The sequence below is a fragment of the Paenibacillus sp. J22R3 genome (assembly GCF_056269305.1).
On sequence record NZ_JBWDNS010000003.1, the window covers coordinates 197,376 to 221,595 of the forward strand.

The 24,220-nt window shown below is 50.5% G+C and carries 21 protein-coding genes and 1 riboswitch; of the genes, 7 read left to right on the forward strand and 14 right to left on the reverse strand.

Features of this window, described 5'->3' with window-relative positions:
- Positions 1–153: 153 nt before the first annotated feature.
- The 4 genes from mqnC to metA form a co-directional block, all read right to left on the reverse strand.
- A complete protein-coding gene (gene mqnC, locus AC0YN4_RS15665) occupies positions 154–1,290 on the reverse strand; it encodes a cyclic dehypoxanthinyl futalosine synthase (protein ID WP_475782047.1) in 1,137 nt (378 codons plus the stop codon).
- Positions 1,291–1,452: 162 nt separating this feature from the next.
- Positions 1,453–2,631, reverse strand: a complete 1,179-nt coding sequence (locus tag AC0YN4_RS15670) for an aminotransferase class I/II-fold pyridoxal phosphate-dependent enzyme (RefSeq protein WP_475782048.1) — start codon at positions 2,629–2,631, stop codon at positions 1,453–1,455.
- 6 nt (positions 2,632–2,637) lie between these two features.
- Positions 2,638–3,798, reverse strand: a complete 1,161-nt coding sequence (locus AC0YN4_RS15675) for a PLP-dependent transferase (protein WP_475782049.1) — start codon at positions 3,796–3,798, stop codon at positions 2,638–2,640.
- A 39-nt stretch (positions 3,799–3,837) separates the two neighbouring features.
- Positions 3,838–4,755 (reverse strand): homoserine O-acetyltransferase MetA, encoded by a 918-nt coding sequence (gene metA / locus AC0YN4_RS15680; protein WP_475782050.1) that lies wholly within the window; start codon positions 4,753–4,755, stop codon positions 3,838–3,840.
- A gap of 95 nt (positions 4,756–4,850) precedes the next feature.
- Positions 4,851–4,957, reverse strand: a riboswitch (SAM riboswitch).
- A 480-nt stretch (positions 4,958–5,437) separates the two neighbouring features.
- Here metA and corA point away from each other — a divergent pair.
- Entirely contained in the window at positions 5,438–6,373 is a 936-nt protein-coding gene (corA, locus tag AC0YN4_RS15685; protein WP_475782051.1) for a magnesium/cobalt transporter CorA, read from the forward strand.
- 60 nt (positions 6,374–6,433) lie between these two features.
- Here corA and AC0YN4_RS15690 read toward each other — a convergent pair whose 3' ends face one another.
- On the reverse strand, positions 6,434–7,081 hold the full coding sequence (locus AC0YN4_RS15690; protein ID WP_475782052.1) for a metal-dependent hydrolase: 648 nt from the start codon (positions 7,079–7,081) through the stop codon (positions 6,434–6,436).
- Between the two features lie 191 nt (positions 7,082–7,272).
- On the reverse strand, positions 7,273–8,547 hold the full coding sequence (locus tag AC0YN4_RS15695; RefSeq protein ID WP_475782053.1) for an MFS transporter: 1,275 nt from the start codon (positions 8,545–8,547) through the stop codon (positions 7,273–7,275).
- A 186-nt stretch (positions 8,548–8,733) separates the two neighbouring features.
- On the opposite strand from AC0YN4_RS15695, the gene AC0YN4_RS15700 reads away from it, so the two are divergent.
- From AC0YN4_RS15700 to AC0YN4_RS15710, 3 genes are all read left to right on the forward strand, one after another.
- Positions 8,734–9,636 (forward strand): LysR family transcriptional regulator, encoded by a 903-nt coding sequence (locus AC0YN4_RS15700; RefSeq protein ID WP_090981979.1) that lies wholly within the window; start codon positions 8,734–8,736, stop codon positions 9,634–9,636.
- 13 nt (positions 9,637–9,649) lie between these two features.
- On the forward strand, positions 9,650–10,459 hold the full coding sequence (locus AC0YN4_RS15705; protein ID WP_475782054.1) for a histidinol-phosphatase: 810 nt from the start codon (positions 9,650–9,652) through the stop codon (positions 10,457–10,459).
- A 152-nt stretch (positions 10,460–10,611) separates the two neighbouring features.
- Complete coding sequence (locus AC0YN4_RS15710) at positions 10,612–11,526, forward strand: EamA family transporter (RefSeq protein WP_475836162.1); 915 nt, start codon at positions 10,612–10,614, stop codon at positions 11,524–11,526.
- Between the two features lie 10 nt (positions 11,527–11,536).
- Here the strand turns inward: AC0YN4_RS15710 and AC0YN4_RS15715 are convergent, their stop codons facing one another.
- Complete coding sequence (locus AC0YN4_RS15715) at positions 11,537–12,376, reverse strand: DUF695 domain-containing protein (RefSeq protein ID WP_475782056.1); 840 nt, start codon at positions 12,374–12,376, stop codon at positions 11,537–11,539.
- A gap of 227 nt (positions 12,377–12,603) precedes the next feature.
- Between AC0YN4_RS15715 and AC0YN4_RS15720 the strand changes: the two genes are divergently transcribed.
- Positions 12,604–12,912 (forward strand): winged helix-turn-helix transcriptional regulator, encoded by a 309-nt coding sequence (locus tag AC0YN4_RS15720; protein ID WP_090981986.1) that lies wholly within the window; start codon positions 12,604–12,606, stop codon positions 12,910–12,912.
- Between the two features lie 843 nt (positions 12,913–13,755).
- Here the strand turns inward: AC0YN4_RS15720 and sdhB are convergent.
- From sdhB to AC0YN4_RS15735, 3 genes are read right to left on the reverse strand one after another with little or no spacing between them, the layout of a single operon-like run.
- A complete protein-coding gene (gene sdhB / locus AC0YN4_RS15725) occupies positions 13,756–14,520 on the reverse strand; it encodes a succinate dehydrogenase iron-sulfur subunit (RefSeq protein WP_090981989.1) in 765 nt (254 codons plus the stop codon).
- Between the two features lie 14 nt (positions 14,521–14,534).
- The gene (sdhA, locus tag AC0YN4_RS15730) at positions 14,535–16,280 is read right to left on the reverse strand and encodes a succinate dehydrogenase flavoprotein subunit (protein ID WP_475782057.1); all 1,746 of its coding nucleotides are present in this window, start codon (positions 16,278–16,280) and stop codon (positions 14,535–14,537) included.
- Between the two features lie 25 nt (positions 16,281–16,305).
- Entirely contained in the window at positions 16,306–16,977 is a 672-nt protein-coding gene (locus AC0YN4_RS15735; RefSeq protein ID WP_475782058.1) for a succinate dehydrogenase cytochrome b558 subunit, read from the reverse strand.
- A gap of 229 nt (positions 16,978–17,206) precedes the next feature.
- On the opposite strand from AC0YN4_RS15735, the gene AC0YN4_RS15740 reads away from it, so the two are divergent.
- On the forward strand, positions 17,207–18,100 hold the full coding sequence (locus AC0YN4_RS15740) for a LysR family transcriptional regulator (protein WP_475782059.1): 894 nt from the start codon (positions 17,207–17,209) through the stop codon (positions 18,098–18,100).
- Positions 18,101–18,826: 726 nt separating this feature from the next.
- Here the strand turns inward: AC0YN4_RS15740 and AC0YN4_RS15745 are convergent.
- Complete coding sequence (locus tag AC0YN4_RS15745) at positions 18,827–19,489, reverse strand: potassium channel family protein (RefSeq protein WP_090981997.1); 663 nt, start codon at positions 19,487–19,489, stop codon at positions 18,827–18,829.
- 269 nt (positions 19,490–19,758) lie between these two features.
- Here AC0YN4_RS15745 and AC0YN4_RS15750 point away from each other — a divergent pair, with 269 nt between their 5' ends.
- A complete protein-coding gene (locus AC0YN4_RS15750; protein ID WP_475782060.1) occupies positions 19,759–21,372 on the forward strand; it encodes a CPBP family intramembrane glutamic endopeptidase in 1,614 nt (537 codons plus the stop codon).
- A gap of 54 nt (positions 21,373–21,426) precedes the next feature.
- Here the strand turns inward: AC0YN4_RS15750 and AC0YN4_RS15755 are convergent, their stop codons facing one another.
- The 3 genes from AC0YN4_RS15755 to AC0YN4_RS15765 are packed head-to-tail and all read right to left on the reverse strand — an operon-like array spanning position 21,427 to position 24,150.
- A complete protein-coding gene (locus AC0YN4_RS15755) occupies positions 21,427–22,404 on the reverse strand; it encodes an ABC transporter permease (RefSeq protein WP_475782061.1) in 978 nt (325 codons plus the stop codon).
- The gene (locus tag AC0YN4_RS15760; RefSeq protein ID WP_475782062.1) at positions 22,397–23,347 is read right to left on the reverse strand and encodes an ABC transporter ATP-binding protein; all 951 of its coding nucleotides are present in this window, start codon (positions 23,345–23,347) and stop codon (positions 22,397–22,399) included. Before AC0YN4_RS15760 ends, AC0YN4_RS15755 begins: the two co-directional genes overlap by 8 nt.
- Entirely contained in the window at positions 23,344–24,150 is an 807-nt protein-coding gene (locus AC0YN4_RS15765) for a GDSL-type esterase/lipase family protein (protein ID WP_475782063.1), read from the reverse strand. Before AC0YN4_RS15765 ends, AC0YN4_RS15760 begins: the two co-directional genes overlap by 4 nt.
- Between the last annotated feature and the right edge of the window lie 70 nt (positions 24,151–24,220).

Consider the following 24,220-nt stretch of genomic DNA (forward strand, 5'->3'; position numbering starts at 1 on the left):
ATACGATGTAGGCATTGGCACAGCTAGTGAGGGATTGGAATGGAAGGGCAATCGTGGTATATTAGGCGGATTTTCATTCTCCCCTAAACGAACAAAAGCTTCCCGTCAGGAAATGCATTTCCTGACGGGAAGCTTTATAGATGCGAAGATCGATTAGTTTTGCATGATAAAGTCGTTCTGCGCCATTTCGGATTCGTTATACATCTTCAGAATCTCGTAGCGTGTATTACGCTGTGCCGGGATCTTGCCTGTCTCACGAATTAAGCGAAGAATGGAATCAATGTTGACCTTATGCGTCGTACCGGCAGCGGAAACCACGTTCTCTTCGATCATCGTGCTGCCGAAGTCATTACAGCCGTAGGAAAGGGAAAGCTTGCCCACTTCCGGCCCCATCGTCACCCACGAAGATTGGAAGTTATCGATATTGTCGAGCGTAATCCGGCTGATCGCTAATGTTTTCAAATACTCTTCAGGCGTCGCTTTCTCCCGCTTCATATTCGTGTTCTCCGGTTGGAATGTCCACGGAATAAACGCCAGGAAACCTTTGGAATCATAGCCGTTCGCCAAACACTCATCCTGTGCATCACGGACACGAAGTAAATGAAGCGCACGCTCTTCCATCTCTTCGCCGAACCCGATAACCATCGTAGCTGTCGTGTTCATGCCGATGCGATGAGCGGTCTTCATAACGTCCATCCAGTCCGTCCAGGAGCCCTTCAACCGGCTGATCTTACGTCTTGTCCGGTCATCGAGAATCTCTCCGCCGCCGCCCGGAAGGGAGTCCAGTCCTGCACGATTCAGCTCGCGCAGCACCTCTTCAAGCGATTGTCCGCCTGAGAGCAATACCATCTTATGAATCTCCGCCGGGGAGAAGGAATGCATCGTAATGCCTGGGTAATGCTGTTTAATCTTACGCAATAAGTCCAAGTAATACGAGAACGGAAGCTCTGGATTCACGCCGCCTTGCATCAGAATCTCGGTTCCACCGACATCCATCGTTTCTTTGATCTTCTGCAGGATGACTTCATCCGAAAGCACGTAACCTTCCTTCGAGCCGGGTGCCCGATAAAACGCGCAGAATCGGCAGTACACATCGCATACATTCGTATAGTTAATATTCCGTCCGACAACAAAGGTCGTTACCGGATCAGGGTGGTGCCGCAGCATAATCTGATTGGCCACATGGCCCATTTTCTCAATTTCATCGGATTCAAAAAGTGTCACGCACTCCTCAAGTCCAATCCGTTCTCCTTGCAGTGCTTTATCTAAAATGCGATCTACCTGTTGCACGTCGGAGACCTCCTTCTCTATCAACATATCCGTCACTTGCTACGTTTCAACTAATACTACCACAAACGCCAACCAGCGTCATGCACCGACATCGGCCGAAAAAGCCAGCCAAAACGGCGAAAAACGCGGCTAGTCCGCCGGGACTGCCGCGTATCGCATTATTTAGCCTTTAAGCGCTTGATCCAGATCCGCAATCAGGTCATCAATATCCTCTAGACCGACCGAATAACGAAGCAAACCATCCGTAATTCCGCGTTCATGACGTACCTCGCGCGGCATCGCCGCATGCGACATCATAGCCGGATAAGACAAAATACTTTCAACAGCGCCAAGACTTACCGCTACGAGCGGAAGCTTCACGCGGCTAAGAACGGCTTTCGCGCGCTCGCCGTCACCTACGTCGAAGGATACGACTGCGCCGTAACCCTTCGATTGTTTCTCATGAACTTCGCGGCGCGGATGGTTCGCAAGACCCGGATAGTACACGCGTGTAACTTCCGGATTGCCCTCGAGCCATTCTGCCAGCTTGCGAGCACCGCGTTCGCTATGCTCCATACGCGCTTGCAGCGTCTTCATGCCGCGGATCAGCAGCCATGATTCTTGTGCCCCCAGAACGGTGCCAAGACCGTTCTGCAGCTGCTTCAGCCTGCGGCCGAGGCTCTCGGTTGCCACAACGGCAAGACCTGCAAGCACGTCACTGTGGCCGCCCAGAAACTTCGTAGCGCTGTGCAGCACGATATCAACCCCAAGCTCGATCGGGCGCTGATGGTACGGTGTCATAAATGTATTGTCCAGCAGCGTAATCAGCTCATGCTCCTTCGCCCATGTCGCGATCTCACCGATATCGGTAATTTTCAGCGTTGGGTTAGAAGGCGTCTCCATGAAGACCGCCTTCGTATTCGGCTGAAGCGCTGCTTTCACAGCCTCGAAGTCAGTCATGTCCACGAAGGTGGACTCAATGCCAAGACGGTTCAGCACCGTTGTCAACAGGCGGTAGGTACCGCCATAAACGTCCTCGGTTACGATGATGTGATCACCCGTCGAGAACAGCAGGAACGCGGTCGAGATCGCTGCCATGCCGGATGCAAAAGCAAACCCGCGAACGCCGCCTTCAAGCAGCGTAATGTAATCCTCCAAAGCCTGACGTGTCGGATTGCCGGAACGGCTGTAATCGTACGTCGGCGGATTGAAGATATCGTGATGATGGAAGGTAGATGCTTGATAGATCGGTACGCTTGAAGCGCCGGTATGTTCGTCGATCTCAGCCCCGAAATGAATCAATTTCGTTGCAAATTGCTTCTCGTTGTTGTTCTTGCCCTTGTCCGGATTCTGCTCTGCCATGATGGTTTATGCCTCCCCAAGCTCGCGTTTTGCTGCTTCAAAGGCTTGCGCCAAATCCGCGATCAAATCATTCACATGCTCAATGCCGACTGAGAAACGAAGCAGACGGTCATCGACACCGATCCGCTGACGAATTTCCAGCGGAATATCCGCGTGCGTTTGAACGGCCGGATACGTCATCAGCGATTCCACGCCGCCGAGGCTCTCTGCGAAAGCAATCAGCTTAATATGACGAAGGATCGGCTCTATATAAGCGGCTTTCTTCAAGCGGAACGAGAAAATACCTGTGTTGCCGGAGGACTGACGGTTCTGCACCTCATGTCCCGGATGATGAGGAAGTGCCGGATAGTATACATCCTCAATCACTTCATGCGTCAGCAGCCAGTTTGCGATCGCCGTCGCATTTGCTTGATGGCGTTCCATCCGCAGCGCCAGCGTCTTCATGCCGCGCATCAGCAGCCACGAATCCTGTGGTCCAAGAACAGCGCCGAGTGAGTTGTGCAGGAAGCCTATTTCAGCGGACAATTCCTTGCCCTTCGTGACGATAAGACCTGCCAGCACGTCATTGTGGCCGCCAAGGTACTTCGTTGCACTGTGCACGATAATGTCAGCACCAAGCTCGATCGGGCGTTGGAAGAACGGAGTGAGCAGCGTATTATCGACAATGGACAACAGTCCTTTGGACTTTGCCCATGAACAAACCCGTTCCACATCCGTAATCATCATCAGCGGATTCGTCGGTGTCTCGATCAAGATCGCCTTCGTAGCTGGTGTAATCAGCTGGTTCATCGCATCAATGTCATTCGTGTCCACGTAAGAAGCCGATACGCCGAAGCGAGTCATAATCCGCTCCAGCAAGCGGTATGTACCGCCGTATAGATCCAAGGAAACGAGCAAATGATCGCCTTGGCCAAACAGCGAGAAGACAGTGGTCAGCGCAGCCATGCCGCTGCTGCAAGCAAATCCGGCATCACCGGACTCCAGCTCAGCAGCCGCTTCTTCCAGCACGCTGCGAGTCGGACTCTTCGTGCGGGCATAGTCAAAGCCGGTGCTTTCGCCAAGCTTCGGGTGGCGGAAAGCTGTTGCCTGGTAGACCGGGAAGCTGACAGCTCCGGTAACAGGCTCTTTAATGGATCCAATTTGCGCTAAGCGGCTTTCTATTTTCATCTGAAGTGACTCCCTCTCGTCGAATAATGAACTTCATATCTAAATGCCTGCACCTAAGTCATAAGGGGTTTGCTGATAAACGTAGTAATTCAACCAGTTCGAGAACAGCAGATTGGCATGCGCTCTCCAGCTCGACAACGGAAGCTTCGACGGATCATTGTTTGGATAGTAATTCTTCGGCAAAGCAATATCCATTCCTTTGGCCACATCACGATCGTATTCCGCTTTGAGTGACAACGGATCATACTCCGAATGGCCGGTTACGAATACTTGTCTGCCATCTTTGGAAGCGACCAGATATACGCCGGCATCCGGCGATTCAGACAGGATATCCAGATCCGGAACATTGTCGATATCATCGCGGCGTACTTCCGTATGACGCGATTGCGGAACCAGGAACAGTTCGTCAAAGCCGCGTACAAGAGGAACATTGCGCTTCTCCACCGTATGCGGGAAAACGCCGAACACTTTGTCCGTCAACTCGTATTTGGGAATCCCGTAGTGGTGATACAATCCCGCCTGTGCGCCCCAACAAATATGGAAGGTTGACGTTACTCGTCGAGCCGACCAATCCATAATATCCTTCAGCTCTTCCCAATAGTTGACCTCTTCGAATGGAAGCGTCTCTACAGGTGCGCCGGTAATAACCAAGCCATCATAGTATTCATGCTTGATATCTTCGAACGTTTTATAAAACGACTCCAAATGCTCGGACGACGTATTCTTCGACGTGTGGGTCCTCGGATGAAGCAGCACGACTTCCACCTGCAGCGGCGTGTTCCCAATTAAGCGAAGCAGCTGTGTTTCGGTCGTTTCTTTAGTTGGCATTAGGTTGAGAATCGCGATCCGCAGCGGACGGATATCTTGATGATAGGCTACGCTCTCATCCATTAGAAAGATATTCTCATCAGTCAGAACATCTTTCGCAGGCAATTGGTCTGGTACTTTAATCGGCATGATAATCTCTCCTTGTCTGCTTGGATTGTGACTGAGGAGCGCAATGAAAATAGCCCCTCTCATTAGAGAGGGGCACAAATGTATCGTTCATGCGCCTCTCATCTCTCAGAAACATACGTTTCCGCAAGAATTAGCACCGTACGTTTACACGCCGGTTGCCGGGCTTCATCGGGCTAGTCCCTCCGCCTGCTCTTGATAAGAAAGCTTGCTTATTTAATTAACGGAAATACCTTAGCTCCTACTTTAAATCATTCCTTTATTCCCGTCAAGGAGCCCACCTCTACCATCGTCAAAAAACGCGTAACCATGGGCTTTTCCCTGCATATGCTGTTACAGAACCATAGACGCTACTTTCTTCTTGAATGGAAAGACATTGTCGGAGTATACTAGACAAGAATTACGCTTTAACTAGTGAATAATTGACCACAAAAGGGGTGTTTACGACTATGGAAGGCGACCCGAGGCCTGCGGGCAACCGCACTGATAACCGGTTTATACGGAAGATAGCAGGAAGGCTCGCGTCATCGAGCCGTATTCGCAAACGCGCCGCTTCTAGATAGATGGACTAGAGCAAGCAGGGCGGCACCGCGCGCAATATGGCTTGCTTGATGTTGCGCGATTCTGTTCTCCTCCTCTTAGCCGGCATCCGGGAATTACTGCAACAACGAGAGGAGGAACGCGGATGAAAATCCGTCACGTGAATCAAGGTGTTTTCACACCGGTTGATGACATTCAAGCAGCCGTCGTGCCGCCTGCCGAAGGCTTCTACTGGATTGATGCCGACGTAGATGACCTCGCCGTGCTCCAGCCGATATTCGCGCTGCATGAGCTGGCAGTGGAAGACTGTCTGAGCGAAGAAGAGCAAAGGCCTAAGATTGAAATTCATGAAGGCCATTATTTTATTGTAATTAACAGCATCCGATTTGATGATGAAGAAATTTTCCTACGTGCCTTGAACATTTTTCTGGGCCGCCATTATATTATTACCGTTACGAAACAGAAAATTAACGAGCTTCGCGCGTTGAAACCGATCCTGCTCGAAGAGCAAGTCAGCAGACCCGACCGTTTCCTCTATCATTTGGTCGATATCGTCGTTGATAATTACTTCCTCGTCGGCGATCGGATTGAAGCGCGGATCGAGAGCTTGGAAGAAGATATTCTGGTCCACACCAAGAAATCGCATCTGAATGAAATCATCGGACTTCGAAGCGAGATTCTCTGGCTCAAGAAAGTACTTGGACCGCAGAAGGAGCTTATCGCAACGCTTAATAAGAAAGACCTGAAGCTGATCGACGATCAATTGCAGAAGTACTTCAGCGATATCTATGAGAATGCCGTTAAGATCGCCGAGACCTTCGAGACCTACCGCGATCTGATGGGCAACTTACGAGAGGCTTACCAGTCTTCGCTTGCGAACCGCGCGAATGAAATCATGCGTGTCTTTACCGCACTGACCACGATCTTCATGCCACTCACCTTCATCACCGGAATTTACGGAATGAATTTCGACTTTATACCCGGGCTTCATCTGCACGGCGGCTCCTACTTGCTGCTCACTTTCATGCTCATGCTCGGTTTCGGAATGTTCTTCATTTTCCGCAAGAAAGAATGGCTATGATCGGCGAATTAATAAAGCTCTCCCGGGACGTTCGCGGCCTCAGGAGAGCTTTTGTTATGTTTAACCGAATGGCAGCTTAAAGGTCTTCTTAGTCAGCGGGTACAACCATTTGACGCCGCTTGGCGTCAGTGTATCCGCAATAAGATGGGATAGATAACCGCTTATTGCAGTGTAGGCAATCCCTTCGATCTCCAGCTGTTGCTCAAGCCCCCATCCGATTGCTCCCCATGCAGCAACTGCCCAAACGGTATGCGTTAACCCTCGGTGATTCAACCAAGGTACCCATGCAACATACAGGCCAAGCCCCATCAGCCAATGATGACCGATCGCATAACCAGCATACAGAAGCCCTAAGCCGATTATACTCACAAGCGCATCCCGAATCATACCGTTGCGAGAGATGAGACCCAGAAGAAACACGGCTGCTGCGGCAATCGTGAGATACGGATACAATAAATCTTCAAACCAATATAAATACCCCGCTGCTGCTCCTGCTGCGACTCCGCCCCACAGCATGAGTGCGCGGATTATCCTTGCCGGCTTGCTAAGCTTGCTGCTCAGCATGTTCGTACCGTCCAGATCCGCGCTCAAGGCGGAAAATGCCGCAACGATGATAAATGCCGCTGCATTGGTTAGCGTAATGGGATGCGTGGCAGCAGCAACCACCCCGATCGCGACGCCAATCGCCAAGTGTGTCGTCCCTTTCATACCTGCCTCCTCCTTCTGACTGACCATGTAGAAGCGCTGATCGAACGTCAGTTCGCTTTTCGAATGATTATACCTTCTTTTCCATTCTCGTTCAATAGGAATTCCGACATATAAAAAGGCATCGCTTGAAGTGCATTCAAGTGATGCCCCGTATGATAGCTGTGATGAATTGGCAACCAGGCAGCTACGAGTTACACAAGCCCCTCTCCTGCCAACGCTTCTTTGCGGCCTTTGGCAAAATCCACAAAATACAGCAGGATGATACCAATGATGAAGAACGCCAGGAGCGCAAGTATGCCCAGCCGGCTGGACCCTGTTATCGTGCCGACAACGGAGAATACAGCTGGTCCGGCTACAGCGGCGAATTTGCTCGATAAGCTTAAGAAGCCGAAGAATTCGGCCGTTCGCGTTGGCGGCACCAAAGTGGCGTACAGCGACCTTGCCGTAGCTTGGCTCCCTCCTTGCACGAAACCGACCATAACAGCCAGCGCATAGAAATGAAGCGCGCTCGTCATGAAGTATCCAAGCATAACAATCAGCACATATACAAGCAGCGAGCAATAAAGCGAGTACTTCATCCCGATACGCGAGGCGAATCGGATGAAGAGCAGCGTACACGGATAGCCGACAAACTGCGTAATCAGAAGTGCAGCTATCAAATCCGATGTTTCAATTCCGATGCCGCTGCCATAAATCGTCGCCATGACGATCACCGTACTAATCCCATCATTGAAGAACCAGAAGGATGCCATATACTTAAGCAGCTCCGGGTAATGCTTCAGCGTCTTCATCGTATTGGTGATCCGTTTCATCCCGCGCTGAATCCGATCACCGAAACCTGCAGAGGTCCCTCTGGCGGTCTCCTTCACATTGCGCATAATCGGAAGCGAGAACAAGATCCACCAGATCCCGACCGTAACAAAGACGGTTTGCGTTGCCACTGTTTTATTAGGAAAGCCCACTAACGACCATTTCTCAATCATGATTAAATTGACTAGCAGCAGCAAGCCGCCGCCTAAGTAGCCCATCGCATACCCTTTATTACTCACGGCATTGAGTGTCTCCGGTGTCGAAACCTCCGTAATTAATCCATCATAGAACGTATTGGATGCGGCAAAGCCGATCGTACCGATGACAACCAATATAGATGCAAGCAGCCAATCATTGGTCCCAACAAACGCCATGCAGATGGTCGCGATTGATCCGATGAACATGAACACCGATAAGAAACGTACCTTCGAACCTGAATAGTCAGCAATCGCTCCCAAAATCGGACATAGAATGGCTACGAAAATCATTGCAATGGTTTGCGTATACCCCCAGTAATTCTCAGCTGTATTGCCGCTCAAATCTGCGCCAGCCACCGTTTTGTAGTAAATCGGCATGACCGCGGCCATAATGGTTGTGGCAAAAGCAGAATTGGCCCAATCGTACATCATCCAGCTGCGTACTGCCTTCGGATTCATCCTTTTCGCTCCTTTATGGCGCATGAATTGTCACCTTAAACCAACATTCGACAGCATCCTAATTGAATCCTGCTCCAACTCCGGGCGGCCCACAGGCTGTTTCGTACCTTTTGCCGTCGAGCTGATTTTACATTATAATGATATATAGCTGTGATAAAAATCTTTAATCGCTAAAGGAGGGATTCCGTGAATATTAACCAACTCGAAACGTTGCTAACCATCTCACGCACCATGAGCTTTCGTAAAGCAGGAGAGCTGCTTAATCTAACGCAGCCGGCCGTTTCTGCCCAAGTCAAGAGCTTAGAGGATGAGTTTAAAACGGTTCTAATTGATCGGAATCAACCCGTCACATTAACGGACCGCGGACAAGTGTTTCTTGATCACGCCGAGCGTATATTAGCCATCGTAGAAGAATTGAAGCAGAAGCTCTCTGACCTAAGCCAAACGCCGCAGGGTCATATCGTGCTGGGAACGACCTCTTCGATCGCGATTCAAATTTTGCCTCGGGTGCTGTCTTATTTTCAAAACCAATTTCCGCTTATCAAAACAACGATTCACTCCATGCCTTCTTCCGGCGTTATGGCCAGCGTAGAGAATGGTACCGTAGATATCGGCATCACCTATTTGTCGGAACGCAATCCAAATGTGGAAACATCCATCCTGTATTACGACACCTACGAACTCGTCGTTGCTCCCGAGCATCCCATGAGCCATTTGAAGCATACTACCGTAGAATCACTCAAGGACATTCCCATGATTATGCTGTCACCGGACACATTAGGACGACGTTTTCTGGATCAAATCTTCCGCAAATATAACTTGCACCCGAACATCGTCATGGAGCTTTCGAGCAGCGAGGAAGTGAAGCGAATGGTCGAAATCAATTTAGGCGCCGCAGTGGTCTCTAAGCTCTCCATTGCCAAAGAGGTTCAACTCGGTACGCTCAAGCGGATTAAAGTCAATGAGCTCGATATGAGCCATCCTGTCGGGTTGGTTTATAAGTCAGGACGGTACATCAACTCAGCGATGCAGCAGTTTTTGAGCGATTTGAAGGGTATGCCCGAAGATCATTTCATTAGCAGCGAGTAGGAGGAGATTCAGCTTGAAATTTGATTTACATACGCACCACTTCCGGTGCGGGCATGCAGACGCTAATATCGAGGATTATATTAAAGCCGGAATCAAGGCGGGACTGTCCGTCATCGGAATTTCAGATCATTCCCCTTATTTTGCAAGCGAACAGGATCAACCGAATCCCGGCATTGCAATGGGAAAAAGCGAATTTGTTCATTATGTAGAGGAAGTGCTGCGGCTTAAAGCCAAGTACGAAGGCACTATCGACGTCCTGCTCGGTGTGGAGTCCGATTTCTTCCCTCAGCACGCTCAGGTTTATCGCGATGTCTATGCCGGTTATCCTTTTGATTATATTATCGGTTCCGTCCATCAGTCGCGCGGCGTCAGCATCTTCAATCGAAACCGCTGGAAGAACCTCTCCGAAGCACAGCACATCGATGAGAAACGCCATTATTACGAGCTTATCGGCCAATCCGCCCGCAGTGGCATGTTCCAAATTCTCGGTCATATCGATGCGATGAAAGGGTATTACCCTGCTTTCTCCGCCATTGCCGCCGATGCAGCGATTGATGATTGCCTCAAAGTCATTGGGGAGAGCAGCGTCTCCATCGAAATCAACACCTCCGGCAGTACCAAAGATGCCGGCGGCTGGTATCCGTCTGATGCGATATTGGAGCGTGCATTGCACTTTGGTGTGACGGTATCTTTCGGGTCTGATGCTCATAAACCGAGCCGAGTCGGCGAAGATTGGGAGCTTGTTGCGAAGCGTCTGAAGGAAATCGGGTTTACGGAATGGTTCTATTACAAGAATAAGAAGCCCGTAAGTGTAGCCCTGTAGATAAAAAAGTGGACCTGCACGCGGCAGGTCCTAAGTCATATATAATCAAAAGGGGGTCTTGGTTATTATAATACCCCTCCAATATGAAGGAACGATAACAGAACCATTTCATTTGTGTAACATTTAAAAATACGAGATTGGTGGAAAGTTACATGTGGTTTGCAGCAGCCGTAGGCAGTGCGGTACTGTTCGGGTTGGCTGGCTGGTGGATGAAGGTGTCCCAGATGCAGAGCGGTTCCTCCGCTTACCTGCTTCTGGGTCTTTATATTTCCGGGACCTGCGGATTTGGCATTCACGCCGTTTTGGAGCATACGTTGCTGCCATCGCTCGCTGATCCACGCGTTTGGCTCGCCGGCTTGCTTATCGGTGCAGGCTCCGCCCTCGGGAATGCGCTCTTCATGAAAGCATTGGAGTGGGGACCTGCCAGCCTGACATCACCGCTAACGAATATGAATATCATTCTGGTCATTGCGCTTGGCACCTTCGGCTATAACGAACAACTTTCGAAGACTGAGCTTGGCGGCGTTCTGCTGCTCCTGCTCGCCGTCGTGCTTGTCTCCATGCAAGGCAAAGAAAAAGCCTTCCGCATAGCACCGCGATGGTACTTCTACGTAGGCATCAGCATTCTGCTCTTCGCGATTCGTAATGGCGGGCTTAAGGTCACAGGAGACCTTGGGCTAAGCAGCGCTCCGATCTTATTCGTCGCTTACAGTTTATCGATTGTTTGGTTCGCCTTTGTTGCGCGCCAAGAGCGATCCCGCAGGAGCTCGCTCGGCAGCTTTCGTGCAGGTGCGCAAGAAGGTTCAAGACTCATGCAGAAGTCGCTTCGCTCAGCATCGATTGGAATGAAGTGGGGGCTAGTCGCCGGGCTGTTCTCCTACGGCGGACTGCAGCTCTATGCAATCGCACTCGAAACGGGGCGAGCCAACATAGCCGGCCCCGTATTTGCCGCCAACAGCTTGGTAGTGGCCGCAGGCTCGATCATCCTATATCGCGAGCGATTGAATACTTATCAATGGACAGCTTTCATACTGACCATTGCCGGGCTTGTCCTCATACGACTATAAACGAATAACTTCATTCGGAGTTTCGTCTCAAGAATACTTTGCGCAGCGTTGTTTCGACGTTACTCAGGTTCCGGCGGATGTATCGGCGGAACCGCCCCGCTGCGGAAAGTTTCATCACCGAGCCCCATCCATCGTAACGCCCTCCACTGCCTGCCAGCAGTGAATGAAGCTCGCGTACGCGCTCATTTACCGTATCAAGCCGAACGTCCTCGAAACGGCTAATCACCAGCGGATACGGATAGCCCTGCTCGGGGTTCCCCTCCTTCTCCTTCTCGATGACATATCCTAATCCCTTGAGCATCGACTCAATTTCGCGTCTGTCGTCGTCCTCCCGAAACAGCAGCCAGTGATAGACATTCCTGGGCTCGCCGATATTATCCCCTTTGTGAATCAGCGCATAGATCATCTGTGCATTATGCACAAACAGCTCCTCAAGTGCATCCGGCAGCATAAACCTATAAAATTCCCACTGTGGATCTGGTTTGCGATAGACCTGTGCTCGGAAAGTCCAATTCTGATCCAGCCAAGCATGAATTTCGGGAAGATCAGGGCTCTGCCCTTTCGTATAATAATAAAACTCAAGCCGAGTTGCTGCGTTGATGCGCCCAATATAGATGGCACCTACAGTACTTTTCAGCCAATGTTCAAGCTTGGATTCCAACTGCTCCAATTGTTTGACAAAATCCCGATTCGAACGATTATGCGCACGAACCGGATATAAGTTAATCGTAATCGAGAGCAAATCCGTATACGGTGTCAGCGGAGCGGAGGTACGATATCCGACATTAATCAACACTCGCAGCTGCTCCGATTCCGTCCGGCGTTCATAAAATCCCCAGTTGTCCGACATCCGGCACCTCAATATCGTGGTATGATAACAATTCTATAGCGTCTTAGAATTATTTCGGTTATGCTTGCAAAGTTAATAAGGATTTTGGGAAAATTACCCATGTGTATCCAACTAACTTAAATATAGTATATAATGAATGAAAAGCATTTGTCTTCTCTTGGCGAATAGCCCTCCCTTTTGAAAACGTCATGTGCTACAATAGAATCATTGAAAAGTGGGGTGATAACGTGGATTATTCCAAAATGTGCCCAAAGTATGAGTGCGCAACAGAGCTACTCGGCAAAAAATGGACTGGCATGATCGTTCGCGTTCTGCTCGGCGGGCCGAAGCGGTTTAAAGAAATGAAAGAGCAAATCCCGGAGATGAGCGATAAGATGCTGACCGACCGGATGAAGGAGCTCGAACAATTCGAAATCATTAAACGTAACGTCTATCCGGAAATGCCGGTTCGAATTGAATATGAATTAACTGCTAAAGGACGGGGATTAGAACCCGTTATCCAATCGATTCAAGATTGGGGCGAGAATTGGTGTTAGAAGCTGCCGTGAATGACGGCAGCTTTTTTACTTACGGGAAAACGTGCTATAATGTTGCACCTTCCACCAAAATCTTGTCGTAAATTGCTACAAACAGGTGAATTCAATAGGTAATTCGGTCCAAAGGGGCTGCTTGCTGCTTGCTGCTGACCAGAGCATCACAACGTCCAGCCCGCTTTTGTTTCGAGGAGTGTGGATGGTTCTAACGAACCGTGGAGGTCCTATTTGGCGGTTCGCATCTGGTTTGGAGCCAATTTCTCCATAATAAGACCTTTACGGTTCGTTAGCTTTTCATAAGACCCAAATCCAGTCAAATAACGCCTCTACGGTTCGTTAGATTTTCGAGGTGAAGTGGATTAACCTGGAATGGAGAGCATAAACGGAGAATTCTTCGCCAATCTGTATTTGTAGGTTTTACAAACAAAGGATAAACCAACGTTTTGAAAAAAACGTTAGGCTTCTCAACATACTAAAGGCGTATCCAATAGGTAATTGGATACGCCTTTTCCGTGCGACTCTGGAGCGGCAGTCTTCGGTTTCACGCGACTCTGGAGCGGCGGCGGGAACGAGCGCCGCAGGCGGTACGATTTGGAGCTCCCGTGGTGCGAAGCACCACGGGAGCGCTAAAGCGTACTGCCTGCATGCAGTGTCCCTCGCTAAGCAGAGGAGCAATCACGTCTAGCTTCTTCCCCCTGCTACCAGCAGGGTTAAACGGAGCGACTTTGGTGCGGAAACGCAGCAACAGCTATTCCGAATTTGAGCGACTTTGGTACGGAGTACCACGGGAGCGCAAATCGGAATAGCTGTGCGAAGTGGCCCCACCACGGGAGCCCTATCTTTACCCTACATCCCCAACCACTTTTTAAACAAATGCTTGGTCGTATCCTTGTTAATCGCCGCAATCGAAGTCGTCAGCGGAATGCCTTTCGGACACGAGCGTACGCAGTTCTGCGAGTTACCGCAGCCTTCGATACCGCCGTCTTCCATCAGCGTTTCCAGACGCTCTTCTTGGTTCATCTCGCCCGTAGGGTGAGCGTTGAACAAACGAACTTGCGAGATTGCCGCAGGTCCGATGAAGCTGTTGCGGTCGTTGACGTTCGGACAGGATTCCAAGCAGACCCCACAGGTCATGCATTTGGACAATTCATAAGCCCATTGACGTTTCGTTTCCGCCATACGCGGTCCTGGACCAAGATCGTACGTTCCGTCGATCGGAATCCATGCTTTTACCCGTTTGAGCGCATTGAACATCCGCTCACGGTTGATAACCAAGTCACGCACAACAGGGAACGTGCTCATCGGCTGCAGTCGAATCGGCTGTTCCAGTTTATCGATCAGCGCGCTGCAAGCTTGACGAGGCTTGCCGTTGATGACCATGGAGCATGCGCCGCATACTTCCTCCAGGCAGTTGGATTCCCAACATACCGGAGCCGTTCCTTGACCGTCTTGTTTCTTAGGATTACGCTGGATTTCCATCAAGGCACCGATTACGTTCATATTCGGGCGATATGGAATTTCAAACTCTTCCGTATACGAGCCAGAGTTCGGAGCGTCTTGACGCGTAATGACCAGCTTTACTGTTTTTGTTTTCACTGCCGTTTCCGCCATCGTTATTCTCCTTTCTATTTTTCCTTGGAGTAGTCGCGTTTACGCGGTTTAATGAGAGAGACATCGACTTCATCGTACGAAATTTGCGGGCCTTCCGGCGTCCACGTCGCTTTCGTCGTTTTCAAGAAATCTTCATCGTTACGATCCGGGAATTCCGGTTTGTAATGCGCGCCGCGGCTTTCGTTACGCATAAGTGCGCCAAGCGTCATCGCTTCGGAAAGCTCCATCATGTTCCACAGCTGACGAGTGAACGCTACGCTTGCGTTATTCCACCGTGCAGAATCGTTGATATTGATATTCTGATAACGCTGCTTCAGCTCTTTAATCTTCGCGATTGTCTCTTCGAGCTTCTTGTTGAAACGTACAACGGTCATGTTGTTTGTCATCCACTCGCCGAGTTCTTTGTGCAGGACATACGCGTTCTCTGTGCCGTTCATGTTCAAGATGCTTTCATACTTGTCGGTTTGCTCTTTCTTCGCACGATCATAAACGGAGGAGGAGATATCCTCTGCCGATTTCTTAAGGCCCTTGATGTACTCGACTGCTTTAGGTCCGGTAATCATGCCGCCATAGATTGCGGAGAGCAGCGAGTTCGCACCGAGACGGTTCGCACCATGATATTGATATTCACATTCGCCGCAAGCGAACAAGCCGGGAATGTTCGTCATTTGATTGTAGTCAACCCACATGCCGCCCATGGAATAATGAACTGCAGGGAAGATTTTCATCGGTATTTTACGAGGGTCATCCCCCATGAACTTCTCATAAATCTCAATGATACCGCCGAGCTTCACATCAAGCACCTTCGGATCTTTATGGGACAGGTCAAGGTAAACCATGTTCTCGCCGTTAATGCCGAGCTTCTGCTCAACGCATACGTCGAAGATTTCGCGAGTCGCGATATCACGCGGAACCAGGTTTCCGTAAGCCGGGTATTTCTCCTCTAGGAAGTACCAAGGCTTGCCGTCTTTGTACGTCCAGATCCGTCCTCCTTCACCGCGCGCCGATTCCGACATCAGACGAAGCTTGTCGTCGCCCGGAATGGCCGTCGGGTGAATTTGAATGAATTCGCCGTTCGCATAATGAACGCCTTGTTGGTATACCGCACTTGCGGCAGTACCTGTGTTGATAACGGAGTTCGTTGTTTTCCCGAAAATAATACCAGGGCCGCCTGTCGCCAAAATAACGGCATCCGCAGCGAAGGTATGTACTTCCATCGAACGAAGATCCTGAGCGGATACACCACGGCAAGCACCTTCGTCGTCCAGAATGGAACCGAGGAACTCCCAGTGCTCGTACTTCGTTACAAGGCCGGCTGTTTCCCAGCGGCGAACCTGCTCATCCAATGCATACAGCAATTGTTGGCCTGTAGTAGCGCCTGCAAAAGCAGTACGGTGATATTGCGTACCGCCGAAACGACGGAAATCAAGCAAACCTTCCGGAGTACGGTTGAACATAACGCCCATCCGGTCCATCAAGTGAATGATGCCTGGTGCTGCATCGCACATTGCTTTTACAGGTGGTTGGTTCGCTAGGAAGTCCCCGCCATAAACGGTGTCATCAAAATGCTCCCAGGTGGAGTCGCCTTCACCCTTCGTGTTAACCGCGCCGTTAATTCCGCCTTGCGCACATACGGAGTGCGAACGTTTAACGGGCACAACGGAGAACAGATCGACATGAACGCCTGCTTCTGCAGCTTTTATAGTAGCCATTAGGCCGGCCAGACCGCCGCCAACGACAATAATTTTGTTTTTAGCCATTACATTATCGCTCCTTGTCTCAAACTTAAACGAGATTCGTCAATTGCAGAGCAGCAGAGGCCGCCTCTTTAAATTCATCGCCGCGGAATGCGCCAAGCGACAATAGGAACATCACCGCTACAATGACGAATACACCCATCCAAAGGAACGAGGAGATGCGTTGTGCACGCGGTCCGACTGTAATTCCCCAGCTAACGAGAAATGCCCACATGCCGTTGCTGAAGTGGAACGTTGCAGCAAGAACACCGATCACATAGAGCACGAAATAGAAACCATTGCTTGTGATGTCATGCATCAGTCCGCCGAGTTCCTCATGCTTCACTTCACCGAGCATAACTTGCAAACGGGTTTGGTAAAGATGCCAGAAGATAAAAATAAACGTGATTACACCGGTTATACGCTGAACAGCAAAAGCCCAGTTACGGCCATACTTGAACTGACCGGTATTCAGGTTCGACTGATAAGCAACATATAATCCATACACGCCGTGGAACAAAAGCGGCAGCCAAATGCCGAACAATTCCAGGAAGAAAACGAGCGGAAGATCATTCAAGAACTTGATGCTATCCGAAAACCCCTGTGCTCCACCCTCATAGGCCGAATAGTTTGTAATCATGTGCTCGATGATGAACAAACCGAGTGGAATTACTCCGAGTAAGGAGTGGATCTTACGCGATAAATACGAATTTCCTTTCATAACTTGTACGTTCTCCTTTCCAAACTGTGGGGTAGCATTCGCCATAATTCGCCAAAACCATTCTCCATTGTAACGCTAGCCCCAGAGGGCGTCAATAAATAATAGATTTATACATTATGGTGGCACAGTACACATGATACTCCTTTTATGCTTATAATGGAATTGCTTATTATTCATTAATTGTTATACCTTTTTTGCATATAGACTTTGAGCTGCGAGGTGATTGCTTGTGTTAGACGAATTACATGTTTTTGCCGTTGTCGTGGAGCAATCCAGCATGAATAAGGCATCTGCCGCATTGAATCTATCCCAGCCCGCGCTCTCTCGCAAAATTGCCAAGCTGGAGCAGGATCTTGGCGCATTGCTCTTCCACCGAGTCGGCAAGCGGCTTGAGCTGACTCGAATCGGACAGCTTACGTACGAGTATGCCATCGAGGCCAGGCAGCAGCACTTACGCTATCTCAGCCTTGTCGCCGATTATAAGAGCGCAGGCCGTTCTACTCTAACCATTGGCGCGAGTCTTACGACACTGCAAACGACATTGCCTGATCTTATTCAAGCACTGACCCTCCGCAGTCCCGAGCTCGATATCAAGGCCATCACCGGCAAAACACATGAGATCGTCACACTCGTCCGCGAGCGCAAAGCCGACCTAGGCATTGTCGCTTCGCGCATCGATGATCCTCAGCTCAAATGCGTGCCACTCTTCGACGATCACCTAGTGCTCGTGCTGCCGCGCAATCATTTCGTCATGGATAAAGGCTTGCCTGTTATTAACGATTTAAACGCGCTGCCGATGATATTGTTCTCCAAAGGCACATGGTACCGAATTATGACCGATGAACTGTTCGAAAAATACCGCCTGCTCCCCGATGTACGTATGGAAATCGACTCCTTCGAAGCAATTCTCCGGCTGTTGCATACGTGCCGCGCCGCCACGCTGCTGCCCAAATCATATTTGCGGCCGGAGATGCTTCGCGATAACGATCTCCTGGTTATCCCGATCCGCGAATTAGTCGAGTCCAAGCGGACGACTTCGCTCATTCATGCGCAATCAGAGAGCTTAAGCCCGGTGGTACGGCTCTGGATCGACGAGATCGCTACGCATTATAAGCGGGGGTAGCGAGTTGGGAGTGCTGCATGCGGGAGAAAGGGATGAAGAAGTGGCGGGGCTTAGGTCCAAGGGAACTGCTTCCGTCGCTGTTGAACCCGGGAATATTGAACTTGCACCTCGCGGTGTATTCCCGTTTTCAAAGGTGATCGCTAACGCTCTACAGCCAGTTCCCTTTCCCCACGCCCCTCCATCTTCATCCCCCCTTCCCGCTGCACTTCCAAGAGCGACCAGCTCCGCAAATTCTGCTCCGCTGGTGGCCGGATAGAGCCGCAATCGCTGCCCCCGCAGCTCTGCGGCTCATTCATCTTAGGTGCATGATCACGCCGCACATGAGATTGCGGCTAACAGCATTGAACCGCGCAGAGCCAGCGGTTCAATCCACCTCATCCGAACCACGCCGGGTATGCGGCGTGGTGGGAGTCGCTCCCTCCCGCAACAATAAAGGACGGGAGCACCGATTCGGGTGCCGTCCTTTATTGTTGCTTCTGGGAAGAGGCGACCGGAGGGGAGCGTGACAGCCTGGAGAGTTTACGTCCTGCCTTTAAATCCGTGATCAAACCTCAGCATAATAAGTTCAATAATGATCACGGGTTTAACAGCAGGCGGAAGGCTGTCACAGCTCAACGCAGGAAGCTCTCCTCTTCCCGAAAAACAACAAAGGACAGAAGCCGAATCCGGCCCTGTCCTTTATTGTTTGCCATTTTTCGTATCCAATACCATACCGCTTGCATTCTCCTAATGAATAACGGTATCTTCAAATTCCTCGATCTGCTGATTTGTGCCGATGATCACCATAACATCCTTCTCCGTGAGCACATCGTTTCCGGTCGGCGCGATGATGATGCCCTTCGGCTTATTGATCGCAACGATGCTGCAGCCAAACCGCGCACGCGCATTCAAATCCTGCAGCGAGACGCCGCTCAAGCATTTCGGCACTGCCAGCTCGGCAATCGTGTAATCCTTCGACAGCTCGATATAGTCGAGTAAATTCGGCGAAACCAGCTGATGCGCAACACGAATGCCCATATCCCGCTCCGGATAAACGACGCGGTCCACGCCGATTTTCTCAAGCACACGCCCATGAAGCTCGGTCATCGCTTTGGCAACGACTTTCTTCACGCCCAGATCCTTCAGCAGAATAGCAGTCAGAATGCTCGCTTGAATGTCATCTCCGATAGCCACGACTCCGCAGTCAAAGTTACGTACGCCTAATGAACGAAGTACTTCCTCATCAGTCGATTCCGCCGTTACCGTATGCGTGAGAACCTGGCTCAGATCCTGTACAACTTCCGGATCTTTATCGATTCCAAGAACGTCGTAGCCAAGTTCAATCAGCTCGCGAGCCAAGCTCGAGCCAAACCGGCCAAGTCCTATAATGACAAATTGATTGATTTTCATAATGGTATTAATCCCCTATCCAAACATGATTTCTTCTGCTTCGACTCGACTATATACAAAATGAAACTCATATAATTGATGAACGTAACCGTTAGGACAAAGACATCCATGTTTCTGATGCCATTGCCAGCCAATGTTTCACATTATAAACCGTTCCTGCCTTCATTTCCAAGTAGGACGGTCCCGGTTCCATGGATAATATTGTTTCATTTATGTTAAGGTAATGAATATCACGCAATCGTTCTACTATTCGAGACAGAGGTGTTCAAATGAATACGACGCAGCTCCAGCCCCATTGGAAATTATTTTCCTGGCTTGCCGGCATAGGTATCATCATTTATTTACTCATCCAAATCGTTCCTTCCACAGCTGAGACTTTCTTCGATTCGGGCAGCGAGTCGGTCATTTCCAAGAGCAAAGCAGAAGCGGCTGCCTCTTCCTTCATACAGAAGCAGTTCCACGCTCCCCCGGCACATGTGCATGCCGTTCATCAATCCGACAGCCTCCTCTACGGTTACCTGGAGAAGAATAAGCTGACGAAAACCTACAATAAGAACTATGATACGGATTACCCTACGGACACGTTTCAAGTAACGGCGGAAATGCCGGATAAGAGTGAGATTTTCGTCTATGTGCATATGCAAAAAGGGACGGTAGTCGCGTGGAATCGGTTGAATGAATCGGATACCGTACCTGCGCAAGGCAAAGAGCTCACAGATGCCGCGTTAGCTTTTGCAGCCTCCAAGGGCTTTGCTAAATCAGCGCTGTCCCTGCATAAGACGGATGATGCCAAAGGCCAAATTTGGTACAAAGCAGCAGATTCCTCTATTGGAGAAGCACCGCTCCTGCTAAGCATTCGTGGTGAGAAGCTTGCGAATGGCAGCTTCCTTATTGCCTCCTATAAGCCGAAATTCCAAGTCCCTTCCGATTACGTCAGCTATGTGAACAATCAGAAACAGATCGCGAATTATTTGTCGACGATCGGCAGCTTGTTCCTGTCCTTCGTGTTGTTTATTCTCGCCATCATTTATGCGTCACTTTATCGGAAACACACGTCGTTCTTGCGTGGAATCGTATTAACCGTGATTTTCTTGGCTATGTATTTGGCTAATGATTTCAACATGACAGACGGAATTGTGGCAGGCTACGGCGAAATCTTGCATGCGGACACCGTCGCGTATGTTGCGGTGATCGTCACTTGTTTGATCACCGTTATTATGGCGCTCGCCGTCTACTTCTCCCTCGTTGGCGGAGATGGTTTATGGAAGGGAATGGGCCGAAATTTATGGCCTCGATTCGGGCAAGCGGGCTATGGAGAGCATGTATGGCGGAGTATGTGGCTTGGCTATCTATGCGCGTTTATGCTGCTTGGCTTACAAACCGTTATCTTTATCGTCCTGATGCAAGTAAACGGCTCGTGGTCCACGACCGATGTCACCCAATCACCTTATAACCTGGCAGCACCATTAATCTTCCCGGTACTCGCTTGGTGTGCCGCGATCTCGGAAGAAGCGGTGTTCCGATTGTTCGGTATCGGTCTGATGAAGCGTTGGTTCAAGAACTCGTTCGTCGCTTCCCTCATTCCAACTGTCATCTGGGCGCTGGGTCATGTTACCTATCCGATATTCCCCTCTACAACGCGGCTGCTGGAGCTAACGATTATCGGACTGATCTTCAGCTTCTTGTTCCTGCGATACGGGTTTATTACAGTGTTGTTCGCACATGCGATCTTCGATAGTGTTATGATGGCGATCTCCTTGATGTTTATGGGCTCGGCCAGCAATATCCTGGTCGGTATCGTCTACATCGTGCTTCCGATTCCAATTGCATGGCTCATGCGATTCGCGGACAACAGAAAACGTCCGAAACCTCATACAATATAATCACTATAAAAGGCTCTCCCGGCACATGATCCGGGAGAGCCTTTACTGTGACTGCTAATAAACGTCTCGCCGCGTGAAGGAAACGAACGATACGATCAAAGCACCGACTCCCCAGAGAAGCAGCACCAGGAGCGAGAAACCAAGCGACATCCCCGCAATCGGCGGTTCGGCATCCTGTAAGTAGTCGATCAACTCCAAGTTGACCATGAACAAGTACTTCGCCGTTTCCCAAGAACCGACCATCGACCGCAAGATGGTGCCCGCAATAAGACAAGCCAGCATGATCCCCATGACCGCAGCGGTTGTGCGAACCAGAACGGATAACATGAAGGTGATGGTCGCCACCACAACAGACACAAACCAGGCGAGTCCCATCTCCATGAGAATGAACTGCCATTGGGGTATGATTCGCACAGCGGAAGTATCAAGCTCACCGCCTGTCACCGAGAAGCCGGTCAGAACCGGCGCAGCCCCGCCTTGAAAGCCAAACACGATACCCGAAATAATCGCCGACAACAATCCGAACAACGTAATGATAATAGAGACCGATAACAGGAGAGCTAAATATTTGCTAAGCAGTATTCGCCAACGCTTTACAGAGCGGGTCAGTAACACTTTAATCGTGCCTGAGCTGTGTTCGGAGGAAACTAAGTCAGCGGCGACAATCATCATCATGAGCGGCAGCAGAAGCGAAATGCCATTCTCGACGAAGCCGCGAACAAAGGTTGGCGCGCCCGGCTCTGACGGGTTGACATTCTGATCCAGGTAGTACTGCTGCTGGGCGATGCGCAGCTCCAGCTCACCTTCGTCGCCGCGTCCTCCGCCATTAGCAAGCCGGGCTTCCCAACCGGAGATTCGCTGTTCAAGTGCGGTGCGCCAATCGACGTCGCCGAAGCGCTTCTGGTTCTCCGCCGCCTGCTGATACTGGGCATAAGTGAACAATGAGATCAGAATCGCGATGATTAGCGCGACAACGAACAACCTGCGTTTGCCTGTGATCTTGATCATTTCGTTATAAACGAGGTTAACCAATGCTTTCCCCTCCCGTCAGCTCAAGGAACAGGTCCTCAAGCGAAGGCAGTTTGCGGCTCATCTCGGTTACGGTCACACCGGACTCGACTAGCGCCATGTTCCACCGTCCGATCTCGTCCTCGTTATATGGCGTCAGCACCATCTCTCCCTGTACCTCGGCTGAGCCAGCCAACTCCCGGAGCAATGCCTCTCCCTTACTCATCGGCTTAAGCCGCCAGCTGACTCTCTCTTGCTGAGCTAATAGGTTGTCTACCGTATCGACACGGATGACGCGGCCCTTCGATAGGATGGCAACACGATCGCACATCAGTTGGATTTCGCTCAGCAGATGGCTCGATACCAGCACGGAGAGTCCTTCACGTTCAGCCAAATAGCGGATAAACTCTCTCATTTCCCGAATCCCCGATGGATCCAGCCCGTTCGTCGGCTCATCGAGAATGAGCAGCTTCGGCTTCCCGAGCAGCGCTTGAGCAATCCCCAGTCGCTGCCTCATGCCCAGCGAATATGTTTTCACTTTATCGTGTATCCGTGCTGTCAGCCCGACAAGCTCTACAACCTCGTTGATCCGCGCCTCATCGATGCCAGGCATCATTCGGGCGAAGTATTGTAAATTTCCCCAGCCGCTCAAGAAACTGTACAACTCAGGATTCTCCACGATGCAGCCCATGTTCCTCGTCGCCTCCGGGAACTGGCAGTGCAGATCATAACCGCAAATCCTTATCGTTCCGGCTGTCGGCTTGATTAAACCGACGAGCATGCGGATGGTCGTCGTCTTGCCCGCTCCGTTGGGCCCAAGAAATCCGAACACCTCGCCTCGTTTCAGCTCGAAGTCGAGCCCTTGGATAATTTCCCGCTTACCGATTACTTTCCGGAGTCCCTGTACAGCTAAAGTAATCTCTTCGCTTTCGCTTGCAGCAGTCATCCCCATTGCCTTGCTGATCATTTGCGCTCCCCCTCCCAAGTGATGAGCGACGCGACCCGTTCACCGATGAGCTTGTAGCCCTCCGCATTCGGATGAAACTGATCTCTGGCCAGATAATCCTGAACCTTCAACTGAAAGAGATCCAACGTCGGCACGAGCACGGTGTCCGTATATTTGGCCGCGGTTTCTGCGGTTTGGTAATTCCAATCCCGTACGATCTTGGTCGTAGTCTGCGTTTCCTTCAAGGCGATAAACGGATTGTATAACCCGATCAGGAACAGTTTCGCGGCAGGATTAACGGATCGTATATCCTTCAGTACGTTATTCAATTGCTCCGCATAGGCTTCTTGAATCGCAGCGATGTTGGACGGATCCAAGTTAACAAGCGTCTCGCCGCCCAGGAACAGATCGTTGCCGCCGGTACTGATTACGATGACATCCGCTGCCTTAAGTTCTCCTCGAACGTCAGGCTTGTCGAGCGATGCTGTCAATTCAGGGGTATGCATCCCATTAACACCGTAGTTCTTCACGAGAATTTCTTGGCCAACCGCCTTCGCCTTCAGCTCGTCCACCATGTACCCGACGTACCCTTTGCCTTCCGGGTCGCCGGCTCCGCGAGTAAGGGAGTCGCCCAGTGCCACGACGCGGAACTTCCCGTCATTGAAATTCGGCAGTGGCTTCACTTCAAGAGACGTTACCGGGGCAGCCCCCTTGCCGGACCCCCCGGTATAATAATCCTGCATCGTCCATGCCAGCCCGCCCAGCCAGATCATTCCGGATACAGCGGAAACGACCATGAGACCTTGAATCCATTTCCCTTTCATCCTGTATTCCCTCCGCCCATAAAGGTAACTGTTTCACAAAAACGCCAGCTCATCTTAGAGCTGGCGTTCT

Coding starts and splice junctions, on each gene's coding strand:
- AC0YN4_RS15695 (WP_475782053.1), bottom strand. CDS start 8,547: ATGAATCCGAAGGCAGTACGCAGCTGGATGATGTACGATTGGGCCAAT.
- AC0YN4_RS15710 (WP_475836162.1), top strand. CDS start 10,612: ATGTGGTTTGCAGCAGCCGTAGGCAGTGCGGTACTGTTCGGGTTGGCT.
- sdhA (WP_475782057.1), bottom strand. CDS start 16,280: ATGGCTAAAAACAAAATTATTGTCGTTGGCGGCGGTCTGGCCGGCCTA.
- AC0YN4_RS15715 (WP_475782056.1), bottom strand. CDS start 12,376: ATGTCGGACAACTGGGGATTTTATGAACGCCGGACGGAATCGGAGCAG.
- AC0YN4_RS15750 (WP_475782060.1), top strand. CDS start 19,759: ATGAATACGACGCAGCTCCAGCCCCATTGGAAATTATTTTCCTGGCTT.
- AC0YN4_RS15735 (WP_475782058.1), bottom strand. CDS start 16,977: ATGAAAGGAAATTCGTATTTATCGCGTAAGATCCACTCCTTACTCGGA.
- corA (WP_475782051.1), top strand. CDS start 5,438: ATGAAAATCCGTCACGTGAATCAAGGTGTTTTCACACCGGTTGATGAC.
- metA (WP_475782050.1), bottom strand. CDS start 4,755: ATGCCGATTAAAGTACCAGACCAATTGCCTGCGAAAGATGTTCTGACT.
- AC0YN4_RS15670 (WP_475782048.1), bottom strand. CDS start 2,631: ATGGCAGAGCAGAATCCGGACAAGGGCAAGAACAACAACGAGAAGCAA.
- AC0YN4_RS15765 (WP_475782063.1), bottom strand. CDS start 24,150: ATGAAAGGGAAATGGATTCAAGGTCTCATGGTCGTTTCCGCTGTATCC.
- AC0YN4_RS15690 (WP_475782052.1), bottom strand. CDS start 7,081: ATGAAAGGGACGACACACTTGGCGATTGGCGTCGCGATCGGGGTGGTT.
- AC0YN4_RS15745 (WP_090981997.1), bottom strand. CDS start 19,489: ATGAAAATCAATCAATTTGTCATTATAGGACTTGGCCGGTTTGGCTCG.
- AC0YN4_RS15760 (WP_475782062.1), bottom strand. CDS start 23,347: ATGATCAGCAAGGCAATGGGGATGACTGCTGCAAGCGAAAGCGAAGAG.
- AC0YN4_RS15675 (WP_475782049.1), bottom strand. CDS start 3,798: ATGAAAATAGAAAGCCGCTTAGCGCAAATTGGATCCATTAAAGAGCCT.
- sdhB (WP_090981989.1), bottom strand. CDS start 14,520: ATGGCGGAAACGGCAGTGAAAACAAAAACAGTAAAGCTGGTCATTACG.